This window comes from Termitidicoccus mucosus (assembly GCF_038725785.1).
In the GTDB taxonomy this organism is placed as follows: Bacteria; Verrucomicrobiota; Verrucomicrobiia; order Opitutales; family Opitutaceae; genus Termitidicoccus; species Termitidicoccus mucosus.
This window is the reverse complement of record NZ_CP109796.1, coordinates 6,899,269-6,912,998: the sequence shown is the minus strand read 5'-3', so window position 1 is coordinate 6,912,998 and position 13,730 is coordinate 6,899,269. Positions and strand designations below refer to the sequence as shown.

General features: G+C 67.1%; 1 protein-coding gene (running past both ends of the window). It reads left to right on the top strand.

All 13,730 nt of this window come from inside a single coding sequence — locus OH491_RS24375, autotransporter-associated beta strand repeat-containing protein, on the top strand. Of the gene's 50,838 coding nucleotides, 18,248 precede the window and 18,860 follow it; the stretch shown corresponds to coding positions 18,249–31,978, spanning codon 6,083 (partial) through codon 10,660 (partial); the first complete codon in view begins at position 2. The start codon and the stop codon both lie outside this window.

Below are 13,730 nucleotides of genomic sequence, written 5' to 3'. Positions count from 1 at the left end.
CGGCTCGGTGGCGGCGGCCGAAAATTTGGCCGTCACCGGCACCGCCGCGCTGACCGTCAGCGGCAGCGGCGGCGTCAGCATCGGGGCAGCCTTGCTGGTCGGCGACGGGGCTGACGCCGCGGTCACCGTCGGCGGTGCCGGCAGCCTGCTGGCGGCCAACGGTCTCTTTACCGACGGCGGGGTGAGCGGCACCTTCGCCCTGAACGTGGCCGGCAGCGGCAGCGTCCGGCTCGGCGAGGTCCATGCCTCTAACTACGGCAACTTCACCATCACCGTCAGCGACACGGCGCGGCTCGTCACGGACTGGAACGCCAGTTTGCTCGCTTACGGCGGCACCACCGCCCTCGCGGTCGGCGGCAGCGGGCGCGTCGCCATCGGCGGGTATTTGGAGATGATGGCTGACGCTGGCGCTGGCGAGGTCGTCACCGGCTCGGTCGGCGGCGCGGGCGTGCTGGAGGTCGGCACCAACTTCGACCTGTTAGGCGCGGCGCTGACGGTCAGCGACACCGGCTTGGTCAGCGTTGGCGACACCATGACGGTGCGCGGCACGGCGGCGCTAGGCATCAGCGGCAGCGGCTTGGTGAACGTCACCGGCACGTATTCGCAGGAAACCGACAGCACGCTGACGCTCGACGCCTCGGCGCGCGGCGTGAACGACGCCTTCATCACCGCCTCGTCGGCGACGGTCGGCGGCACCATCAGCGTCAGCGGCTTCACCTCTGGCGGCAATTTCAACAACGCGCAAGCCGTCCTCAGCGGCAGCCGCCAAGTCCTCATCAGCGCGACGGGCGCGGGCGCGACCGGCACCATCAGCGGCGTGTTTGCCACGGCGACGCTGGCGGGCCTCAACGGCGCGGGCCTGCCCGATTATCTCTACGGCGGCATCTACAAGACCGCCGACGCGAAACAATACGTCGCCGGCATGAACCTCTCCTGGTTCGGCGACGCGGCGAACGGCCACGGCAACTTCACCGTCGCCAGCGGCACCTCGTTCGACGTGAACGTCAGCCTCAGCAACACCAACAACTTCGTCAACAACGGCACCTACGCGAGCGGTTGGGACGGCCAGTCGCTGACCGTCACCGCCAGCAACAGCGGCACTCTCATCCTCAGCGCCAGCAACAATTACACCGGCACCACCTCGATGCTCGGCGGCGCGTTCATCGTCAGCGGCACCGGCTCCATCAATAATTCCGACTCCGCGCTGATTGACGGCGGCACCGCGACCGTCAGCGGCAGCGGCGTGTGGACGACCGCCAGAGACTTCATCGTCGGCGGCACCGCCACTGGCGTCTTCATCGCCACCGACAGCGCCGTCATCAACAGCGGCAACCTCATCATCGGCGACCGCGCCACCGGCAGCGGCACGGTGAATGTCAGCGGCTCGGCGTTCTGGACGGTGAATGGCGGCGATTTCCTCGTCGGCCACAACGGCACCGGCGCGCTGGCCGTCACCGGCGGTACCGTCGCCGCGCAACAGAGCATCGTCATCGGCAACGCCGTCGGGGCGCTCGGCACGGGCGTCGTCGGCGGCAGCGGTTATCTGCTCGCCGACACCTACCTTACCGTCGGCCTGGACGGCGGCACCGGCGCGCTGACCGTCACCAACAGCGGCAGCGTCCGCTCCGGTGACATCACCGTCGGCGACGCCGACAGCACCCAAACCTCCGGCACCCTGACCGTCAGCGGCACCGGCCTGGTCACAGCCACCGGCAACCTCACCGTCGGCACCGGCTACGCGACCACCGGCACCGGCGCGCTGCTGCTCACCGACCGCGGCGTCATCAACGTCGGCGGCACGGTTCAAATCGGCGCGGAAAACGGCGTCGGCGCCGGCGCTGTCAGCGGCAGCGGCCTCCTGAGCGCGGGCAATTTCTACGTCGGCAGCACCGGCACCGGCTCGCTGGCCGTCAGCGACAGCGGCAGCGTCGCCGTCACCGGCACGTATTCGCAAAACAACGCCTCCACGCTGGCGCTCACCCTCGGCGGCACGCTCAACTCGCGCGGCGCGTTCGTCACCGCGAGCACGGCGCAACTCGACGGCTCGCTGACCGTCAACGCCAGCGGCACGGCGCTGTTCAACGGCAGCGGCAGCGCCTCGGCGCTCGTCAACAACGCGCAAGTGCTCATCCACACCTCCACCATCAGCGGCGACTTTGCCACCAAGACCGTCAGCGGCGGCACCAGCCAGCGCGACTTCCTGGTCTTCGGCGCGTACATCACCGGCGGCACCGACTACGTCCTGGGTTCGCAACTGGCGTGGTTCAGCGACACGACCACCAGCCACGGCAATTTCACCCTGAACAGCGGCGAGAGCTTCACCGTGGACGTGAACCTCTCCGCCACCAACCCCGACAACGGCACGACCAACGCCAGCGGCAGCGCGTGGGACGGCGCGACGCTGACGCTGACCGCCGCCAACAGCGGCACCCTCATCCTCAGCGCCACCAACCGCCTCGCCGGCCTGAACGTCCTCGGCGGCTGGCTCATTAACAGCGGCTGGACCAGCGACGATTTGTACGTCAACGGCGGCGGCGTCATCAACACCCCCGGCGCGTATCTGACCGCCACCAACGCCATCATCGGCGACACCACGAGCGGCGTGCTGCTCGTTCAGGGCGGCACCGTCAGCGTCAGCCAGACGATGATCATGGGCGCGCAAGCCGGCGCGCTCGGCACCGGCACCGTCAGCGGCGGGTTGCTGGCGGTCGGCGGGGATTTCTATGTCGGCACCAGCGGCACCGGTGTGCTGGCGCTGACCGGCGGCGGCGCCGTCAACAGCGGCAGCGATGTGAAGCTCGGCAGCCACGTGAGCGGCCGGGGCGAAGTCTCCGTCAGCGGCTCGGCGTTTTGGAACAGCGCCAGGGATTTCTTGGTCGGCGGCATGGGCGCGGGCGCGCTGACGCTCACCGAGAGCGGCAGCCTCAGCGTCGGCCGGTTGCTTTACCTCGGCAACTCCGACAACTCCGCCGGCGTGCTCACCGTCAGCGACTCCGCCCGGTTGACGGCGGTGGAGGGTCTTTACGTTGCAAACTACGGCACCGGCACGCTGACGCTCACCGGGAACGGCAGGATTGACAGCGGCGCCGGCGGTATCGGCGCCGGCAGCGGCACCGGCGTCGCCACCGTCAGCGGCTCGGCGTACTGGCGGATGGATGACTACTTCACCGTCGGCGAATATGGCCGCGGCACGCTGACGCTCAGCGAGAGCGGCAGCATCAGCGCCAAGCGGATCGTCCTCGGCTACTACAACGACCTCTACACCGGCACGGGTTTCGGCACGGTCACCGTCGGCGGCACGGCGCGGTTGGGCGCGAGCGAGGATTTTTACAACGGCTACTACAACGCCGCCAACGCCACCGGCAACCTGACCGTCACCGGCAGCGGCTTGGTCACCGCCGCCGGCGTGTATTCGCAAAACGCGGTCTCCACGCTGACGCTCGACGCCTCGGGCAACGGCGTGATCGCGCGCGGCACCAATGACGCTTTCATCTACGCGAACTCGGCGACGGTCGGCGGCACCATCAATGTTGTCGGCTTCGCCGCGGGCAGCAATTTCAACACCGCCAGCGCGGTGCTGGCTGACAGCAAGCAAGTCCTCATCAGCGCGACCGGCGCGAGCGGCACCATCAGCGGCACCTTCGCCACCGCCACGCTGGGCGGGCTGGCGGGCGACCTGCCGGATTATTTGTACGGCGGCATTTACAAGAGCGCCGACGCGAAACAATACCTCGCTGGCGTGAACCTCGCGTGGTTCGGCGACAGCCTCGACGGGCACGGCAATTTCACCCTCGGGAGCGGCAGCGCGTTCAACGTGGATGTCGTCCTCAGCGACACGAACAACTTCGTCAGCAACGGCACCTACGCCAGCGGCTGGGATGGCAAGTCGCTGACCAAACTCGGCGACGGCACGCTGACGCTGAGCGCGACCAACACCTACACCGGCACGACGACCGTTGACGGCGGCGTGTTAAACATCACCGGCTGGACGGGCAGTACGAGCTATGTGGTCATCGGCAGCGCCACCGGCGCGAGCGGCACGGTGAACGTCAGCGGCTACCTCGGCGCGCAAAACGACCTCATCGTCGGCGGCAGCGGCAACGGCGTGCTGAATGTCAGCGGCAGCGTCAGCGCGCAAAATATTTATTTCGGTTACGATGACGACGCGGTCGGCACCGGCAGCATGGGCGGCGGGTTGCTGGGCGCCACCGACACCATTTTTGTCGGCACCGAGGGCACCGGCGCGTTCACCCTCAGCGGCGGCACCGTCGCGGTGACGGGCACTTACGGCACATTCAGCGTCGGCGGCTGGAACTCCGGCGTGAGCAGCGGCACCTTGCTCATGACTGGCGGCTTGATTGCGGTTAGCGGCACTGATTCCCAAATCTATGTCGGCGACGGCGGCACCGGCCACCTCATCATGACCGGCGGCACCATCAGCGGCGGCAAGTACATTTATCTCAAGGGCGGCGATTACGGCGAGACCACGCTCAGCGGTGACGCGCTGCTCACGGCGGCCTACGACCTTGACTTCTACAACGGCAGCGAGAACTCCGGCACCTTCACCATCAGCGGCAGCGCGCACGCCGTCGCCGGCAATCTTTACATTCAAGGCACGAACTCGACGCTGACCGTGAACCTGCAAGCGGGCCGCGCGGCGGCGGACGCCTACATCACCGCCACCGGCGGCGCGGAACTGTCCGGCACGTTGACGGTCACCGGCTACACCGGCACCGCCAGCGGCACGAAGGCGAGCGAGCTGGCGCAAAACGCCATCGTCCTGCTGCACACCGTCGGCGGCATCACCGATGATTTCACCGCCAAATCCGTCACCGGCGGCACCAGCGCGCGGGACTTTTTGGTCAACGGCTTGTACATCATCGGCGGCACGGATTACGTCTTGGGTTCGCAACTCGCGTGGTTCTCCACCACCAACCAATCGCACGGCAACTTCACCCTGAACAACGGCGAGAGCTTCAACGTTGACGTGGCCCTCAGCAACACCACCGCCGACAACGGCACCGCCAACGCCAGCGGCGCGACATGGGATGGCAAGTCGCTGACCGTCACCGCCAGCAACAGCGGCACGCTGATACTGAGCGCCAGCAACAGCTACACCGGCACGACTTTCGTCTATGGCGGCAACTTGCTCGTCACCGGCAGCGGCGCGATTGACAACAGCGCGGCGGCGTTGATTGACGGCGGCACCGCGACGGTCAGCGGCAGCGGTTACTGGAGTACGACCAACAGCAGCGCGGGCACGGGCAACGATTTCATCATCGGCGGCACGGCAACCGGCGTGTTGAGCCTCACTAACAGCGGCAGCGTCAGCACCGACGTGGTTTATCTCGGCAACGGCGCCACCGGCAGCGGCACGGCGAATGTCAGCGGCTCGGCGCTTTGGTATGTGGGCAGCCAGTTCTTCATCGGCAACAGCGGCACCGGCGCGGTGGCGCTCACCGAGAGCGGCGTCGTGTATGCGAACGACGTGACCGAAATCGGCAACGGCGCCACCGGTGTCGGCGCGGTGACCATCAGCGGCTCGGCATTCTGGAACAGCGGCAACGGCAGTTACGATTTCTTCGTCGGTCACGCGGGCAGCGGCACGCTGTTGCTGACCGACAGCGGCAGCATCCTCAGCGGGCTAGTCATCATCGGTCACAACACCACCGGCACCGGCGCGGCGACCGTCAGCGGCAGCGCGTTCTGGGACACGGACAGCAGCGATTTCATCGTCGGCGGCGAAGGTAGCGGCACGCTGACGCTGACCGCCAGCGGCAGCATCCGCAGCGGCGCGGTTTATATCGGCTACCAAGACACCGGCATTGGTTCGGTGACCGTCAGCGGCAGCGCGTTCTGGAACACGAACGGCAGCGACTTCTTCATCGGCAACAGCGGCACGGGTGCGCTGACGCTGACCAATAGCGGTAGCATCGCCAGCGGCAATGTTGTGGTTGGTGGTGGTGTGACCGTCAGCGGCAGCGCGTGGTGGAACGCCTCCGGCGAGTTTAATATTAGCGGCGATGAAAGCACCGGTTCGCTGACGCTCACCCGGAGCGGCAGCATCAGCAGCGATTCCGTGCTTATCGGCTATTCCGGCACCGGCGCGGTCACTGTCAGCGGCTCGGCGTTCTGGAACATCAGCAATCAAGTGGAAATCGGTACCGGTGCCGGCGGTATGCTGCTGCTGACCGAAAGCGGCAGCATCAGTAGCGGTGATGTTCATATTTCCGACAACGGCGGCACCGGCGCGGTGACGATTGGCGGCACGGCGTTGTGGACGGTGGCCGGCGATTACTTCAACGGCGCCAACGGCAACGCCGCCGCGCTGACAGTTGGCGAGAGCGGCACGGTCACCGTCACCGGCTCGTATTCGCAAAACGCCGACTCCACGCTGACGCTGACGCTCACGAACACCCTCGGCTATCGAGGCGCGTTCGTCACCGCGAGCACGGCGCAACTCGACGGCTCGCTGACGGTGAACGCCAGCGGCACCGCGCTGTTCAACGGCAGCGGCAGCGCGTCGGCGCTGGCGAACAGCGCGCAAATCCTCATCCACACCAACACCATCACCGGCGACTTCGCCACCGTCAGCGTCAGCGGCGGCACGAGCCAGCGCGATTTCCTGACCTTCGGCGCGTTCATCACCGGCGGGACGGATTACGTCCTCGGCTCCCAACTCGCGTGGTTCTCCGCCACCACCGCCAGCCACGGCAATTTCACGCTGAACAGCGGCGAAACTTTCGACCTTGACGTCACCCTCAGCAACACCACCGCCCATGCCGCCGGCGCGAACGTCATCGCGTGGGACGGCCGTTCGCTCACCGTCACCGCCAGCAATCAAGGCGCGCTCATCCTCAGCGGCTCGAATAATTACACTGGCACGACGCAAATCCTCGGCGGTGCGCTGAACATCACCGGCTGGACGGGCAGCACGGCGCAACTCGTGACCGGCACCGGTGTGGGTCAGAGCGGCACGGTGAATGTCAGCGGCTATCTGGGCATCCAAGGCTACGGTGGCGTGACGGTGGGCAACGAGAACAGCGTCGGCGGCGGCGTCCTCACCATCAGCGGCACCGTCAGCGGCGACGGCGGCTACCTCTACAGCACCACCAGCGGGGTCCATGCCACCGTCACCGGCAACGGCCTGTGGAATAACACCGGCGACCTTGAGGTCGGCTACAACAGCGGCTTCGTCACCGGCGGCAGCGCCTCGCTGACCATCAACCAAAACGGCGTGGTGCGCGGCAACCGGATCGTCGTCGGCGACGGCGGTGTTGGCGCGGCCGCCATCAGCGGCAGCGGTTGGTGGGATGCCGGCTACTTTAATAACGGCGTCACCGACAGCGGCAGCGGCAGCGTCGCCCTCAGCGAGAGCGGCAGCGTGACGGTCAGCGTCAACACCACCTTTGGCTCCATGGGCGGCGTTGGCGCGGCCACCATCAGCGGCAGCGCCTTGTGGAGCACCGGCAGCAGATTCACCCTCGGCAGCGTCGGCAGCACCGGCAACCTCACCGTCAGCGGCAGCGGCTTGGTCACGGCAGGCGGGGCCTATTCGCAAAACGCGCTCTCCACGCTGGCGCTCGACGCCTCCGGCGACGGCGTGACCGCGCGCGGCTTGAACGACGCCTTCATCTACGCGGCCAGCGCGACGGTGGGCGGCACCATCAGCGTCAGCGGCTTCGGCGCGGGCGGCAATTTCGACACCGCCAGCGCCGTGGTCTCCAGCAGCCACCAAGTGCTCATCAGCGCGACGGGCGCGGGCGCGAGCGGCACCATCAGCGGCGTGTTTGCCACGGCGACGCTGGCGGGCTTCAACGGCGCGGGCCTGTCGGATTATTTGTACGGCGGCATTTACAAGACCGCCGACGCCACGAAATACGTCGCCGGCGTGAATCTCGCGTGGTTCGGCGACGCGGCGAACGGCCACGGCAATTTCAGCGTCGCCAGCGGCACGAGCTTCGACGTGAACGTCAGCCTCAGCAACACCAACAACTTCGTCAGCAACGGCACCTACGCCGGCGGCTGGGACGGCCAGTCGCTGACCGTCACGAGCAGCAACAGCGGCACCCTCATCCTCAGCGCGACGAACACCTACACCGGCACGACGACGGTGAACGGCGGCGTGCTCGCCATCACCGGCTGGACGGGCAGCACGGCGCAAGTCGTCATCGGCAGCGGCGCGGCGGACAGCGGCACGGTCAACGCCAGCGGTTATCTCGAAGCCGCCAACTATGGCGATGTCATTGTCGGCGGCAGCGGCGCGGGTGTCATCATCGTCAGCGGCACCGTCACCGTCGGCGATGCCGGTTACATCGGTTACAGCGCGGGCGTGACCGGCAGCGTGACCATTGGCGGCAGCGGTTACTGGTATAACAACAACGGACTTTACCTCGGTTACGAAGGCGCGGGCAGTCTGCTCCTCACCGCCAGCGGCAGCATCAACAGCCGCGAGGCGACCATTTTCGGCGACGCGCAAAACGCCGTTGGCACGGCCACCGTCAGCGGCTCGGCGTTCTGGGATGCGCGCAGCGGTTATAACTTCACCGTTGGCAACAGCGGCCGCGGCGCGCTCACGCTCACCGAGGGCGGCAGCATTGACAGCACCAGCGTGTATTTCGGTTACAACGACACCGGCGTCGGCACGGGCACCGTCAGCGGCTCGGCGTTCTGGACTACGAACGGCGACGACTTTGTCGTCGGCGAATCCGGCACGGGTGCGCTGACGCTCACCGCCAGCGGCAGCATTCTCAGCGGGTATGTTGCCTTTGGCAACGACACCACTGGCGTTGGCACTGGCACGGTCAGCGGCAGCGCGTTTTGGAACACCAACGGCAACGACTTTTACGTCGGCAACTATGGCACCGGCACGCTGACGTTGACGGAGAGCGGCAGCGTCCGCAGCGGCTATCTCGTTGTCGGTGGCGAATTTGGCTTGGGCACGGTCACAATCAGTGACACGGCTTCCTGGCGCGTTACGGGCGACACCTATCTTGGCAACAGCGGCACCGGTTCCCTCACGCTCTCCGGCAGTGCCCTTTTTCACGGTAATCAAACTTATCTCGGCAGCGGTTACGACTACACCACAGGTTCGGCCACGGTGAAGGGCAGCGCTGAATGGCGGACGGACGGCGAATTTCTCATCGGCGAAAACGGACGCGCCACATTGCTCCTCACTGGCAGCGGCAGGATTGTCAGCGGCAATAAAGTGGTGTTTGCCGCCAATGACACCGCCCTTGCCACCGGCACCGTCAGCGGCGATGCGACGTGGCTGGCGGATGGCAACTTCATCGTCGGCGACAGCGGCACCGCGCGCCTCACCATCACCGAAAGCGGCAGCATCGTCGCCACCGGCGAGTATTCGCAAAACGACGTGTCCACGCTGACGTTGACGCTCACGAACACCCTCGGCTATCGCGGCGCGTTCGTCACCGCCAGCACCGCGCAACTCGCCGGCACGCTCGCCGTCAACGCCAGCGGCACGGCGGCGTTCGTCAACGGCGGCAGCGCGTCGGCCTTGGCGAACGGGGCGCAAATCTTGATTCACACCAACACCATCAGCGGCGACTTCGCCACCGTCAGCGTCACCGGCGGCACCAGCCAGCGCGACTTCCTGACCTTCGGCGCGTTCATCACCGGCGGGACGGATTACGTCCTCGGCTCCCAACTCGCGTGGTTCAGCGCCACCACCGCCAGCCACGGCAATTTCACCCTCGGCGCGGGCGAGACCTTCGACGTTGACGTCACCCTCAGCGACACCACCGCCCACGCCGCCATCACCGGCACCGTCATCGCATGGGACGGCCAGTCGCTGACCGTCACCGCCGGCAACAGCGGCACGCTCATCCTCAGCGCGTCGAACAGCTACACCGGCACGACGACCGTCAACGGCGGCGTGCTGGCCATCAGCGGCTACGTCGGCGGCACGGCGGGCGTCATCGGCGGCGCGGCGGGCACCAACGGCGCCGTCACCGTCGGCGGCACGTGGAACACCGGCACGAACAGCACGAACAACCTCACCGTCGGCAACAGCGGCACCGGCTGGCTGCACATCCTCGCCGGCGGCATGGTCGGCGACAACAACGGTTATCTCGGCTACTCAAACGGCGGCAGCGGCAGCGCGACCGTCGCCGGCGTGTGGGCGAACCGCGGCGACCTCGTCGTCGGCGACCGCGGCGCGGGCTGGCTGGACATCCGCGCCGGCGGCACGGTCACCAACAGCGCCGGCTATGTCGGCTTCTCAACCGGCGGCAGCGGCAGCGCGAGTGTCGCGGGCGTGTGGGCAAACAACGGCAACCTCGTCGTCGGCCGCTGGAGCACGGGCTGGCTGAACATCCTCGTCGGCGGCACCGTCAGCGACGCCACCGGCGATCTTGGCTTAACCAGCGGCGTCAGCGGCAGCGCGACGGTCGCGGGCGTGTGGGTGAACCGCGGCGACTTCAATGTCGGCAACAACGGCACGGGCTGGCTGGACATCCGCGCCGGCGGCACGGTCAGCGCCGCCGCCGGTTATCTCGGCCGGATCAATGGCAGCAGCGGCAGCGCGAGCGTCGCGGGCGTGTGGACGAACAGCGGCGCCTTCACCGTCGGCAACGGCGGCACCGGCTGGCTGAACGTCACCGACAGCGGCACTGTCAGCGCGGGTGGCAATATCACCGTCGGCAGCGGCGGCAGCGGCGCCGGCACGGTCATCGTCAGCGACACCGCCCTCGTCACCACCGCGAGCAATTTCATCCTCGGCGCCGGCGGCACCGGCGTCCTCGCCATCACCGACAGCGGCACGGTGGCCGCGGGCGGCGCCTATTCGCAAAATTCCGTTTCGACGCTGACCATCGCCATCACCGACACCACGCGGACGGGCGCCTACATCGTCGCGCAAACGGCCACCCTCGGCGGCTCGCTGGCCGTCACCGGCGCGGACGCCAGCGGCACGGCGGCCACCGCCAGCGCGATTTACGCCGACCACACGCTGCTGCTGCACATGACCGGCGGCACCATTCGCGGCGACTTCACCGGCAAGAACCTTGACCTCGCCGCCAGCGCGCGCAACTACCTCGTCGCCGACGCCTACAAGACCAACAGCGGCACCGATTACGTGGCCGGTTACAAGCTCGCGTGGTATGGCGACAACACCCACGCGACCGGCTCGTTCAACCTCGCCGGCGGCGAAACCTTCACCGTGGACAACTTGTACGGCGTCGAGCTGGAACTCACCGCCAACGGCATCGGCCTGCAAAACCGCCCCGTCTCGCCGATTAACGGCTGGGATGGACGCTCGCTGACCAAGACGGGCGACGGCACCCTCATCCTCAGCGCGACGAACACCTACACCGGCACGACCAGCGTGCTCGGCGGTGCGCTTGGCGTGACGGGCCTGATCACCAGCAGCACGGTGGGCCTCGTCAACGGCGGCACTCTCGATGTCACCGGTTCGTGGAACCTCGGCACTGGCACCGCCGGCATCCTCACCATCGGCAGCGACAGCACGGGCGTGCTGGCTATCCACGGCAGCGGCTCGGTGCAGGATGCGGGCGGTTACATTGGCAACGCCGCCACCGGCAGCGGCACGGTCACCGTCAGCGACACCGGCTACTGGTATAACCAGAGCAATCTCGCGGTTGGCAATTCCGGCACCGGCCACCTGACCATCACCGACAGCGGCTCGGTGCGCAGTGCCGGCGCCCACATTGGTTCCGGCACCAACAGCTACGGCAGCGCCATCGTCAGCGGCAGCGGCTTTTGGAATAACTCCAGCCCCGAGTTCCGGGTTGGCTACAGCGGCACCGGCTACCTGGCCATCACCGAGAGCGGTTCGGTGTCCAGCAATAACACCGCCCTGGCCATCGGCTCCGGCAGCACCGGTTACGGCAGCGTCAGCGTCGGCGACCTCGGCTATTTGTATGTCAACGGCGGCTTCCAAGTGGGCAACTCCGGCACCGGCTACCTGACCATCAACGGCAGCGGCTCGGTGAACATTGCCGCCCCGACCAGCGCCATTGGCGCCCTCGCCGGCGGCTTCGGCAGCGCCACCGTCAGCGGCAGCGGCTATTGGTATAATCCCGCCACCCTTCAAATTGGCAACGCCGGCACCGGCGTTTTGGTCATCAACGGCGGCGGCCGCGTGCAAAACACCATGGATGCCCGCATCGGCAACGCCGGCACCGGCAGCGGCACCGTCGCCGTCAGCGGCAGCGGCTATTGGTATAACGACGCCACCGGTAACAACAGCTACCTCCATGTTGGCAACACCGGCACCGGCGTCCTGACCATCAACGGCAGCGGCAGCGTGAAGAATAACTACGCGGTCATTGGCAATGGCGCCACCGGCCGCGGCAGTGCCAGCGTCAGCGGCAACGGCGTTTGGTATAACAGCAGCACCCTCACGATCGGCGGCAGCGGCACCGCCGCGCTGGCCATCAACGGCGGCGGCGTGGTGCAAAACACGGAAGGCCGCATTGGCAACAACGCCAACAGCTTTGGCACCGTCACCGTCAGCGACACTGGTTATTGGAATAACACCGGCGCGCTCTATGTTGGCAACAACGGCACCGGCGCGCTGACCATCAACGGCAGCGGCTCGGTGCAAAACACCGCTGCCGCTTACGTGGGCTACGCTGGCTTCGGCAGCGTCACCGTCAGCGACACCGGTTACTGGAATAACGCCGCCCTTTATCTGGGCATCACCGGCACCGGCGCGCTGACGATCAACGGCGGCGGCTCGGTGAACAGCACCTCCGTCATGCTCGGCTATTCCGCCGGCGGCTCCGGCAGCATCAGCGTCAGCGGCAGCGGTTATTTGTCTGACAGCGGCGTCTTCTATGTCGGTTACAACGGCGGCGGCGCGCTGAGCATCAATGGCAGCGGTTCCGTGAGCAGCGGCAACGGCCGCATCGGCTACAGCGGCCCCGGCACCGTCACCGTCAGCGACACCGGCCTGTGGAATATCACCGGCGACCTTTACAACGGCACCACCGGCACCGGCAACCTCTCCATCAGCGCCAGCGGCGGCGTCACCGCCACCGGCACGTATTTCCAAAATAATCTTTCCACGCTGACGCTGACCCTCACCGACACCCTCGGCTATCGCGGCGCGTTCGTCACGGCGACGGCGGCGGACTTGACCAGCGCCGGCACGCTGACGGTGAACGCCAGCGGCACGGCGGCGTTCGTCAACGGCGGCAGCGCCTCGGCCTTGGCGGACAACGCGCAAATCCTCATCCACACCAACACCATCAGCGGCGACTTTGCCACCGTCAGCGTCACCGGCGGCACCAGCGCGAAGGATTTCCTCAACTTCGGCGCGTTCATCACCGGCGGCACCGATTACGTCCTCGGCTCGCAACTCGCGTGGTTCTCCGCCACCACCGCCAGCCACGGCAACTTCACCCTGAACAGCGGCGAGAGCTTCAACGTGGACGTCGCCCTGAGCAACACCACCGCCGACCTCGGCACCGCCAACGCCAGCGGCGCGACGTGGGACGGCCGCTCGCTGACCGTCACGTCGAGCAACAGCGGCACGCTCATCCTCAGCGCGAGCAACAGCTACAGCGGCACGACCACCGTCAACGGCGGCGCGCTCGCCATCACCGGCTGGACGGGCAGCAACGCGGAAGTCGTCATCGGCGCGGGCGCGACCGCCAGCGGCACCGTCAACGTCAGCGGCTACCTCAGATCGACCGGCAACCTCTATGTCGGCGGCAGCGGCGCGGGCGTGTTGAACATCTCCAACA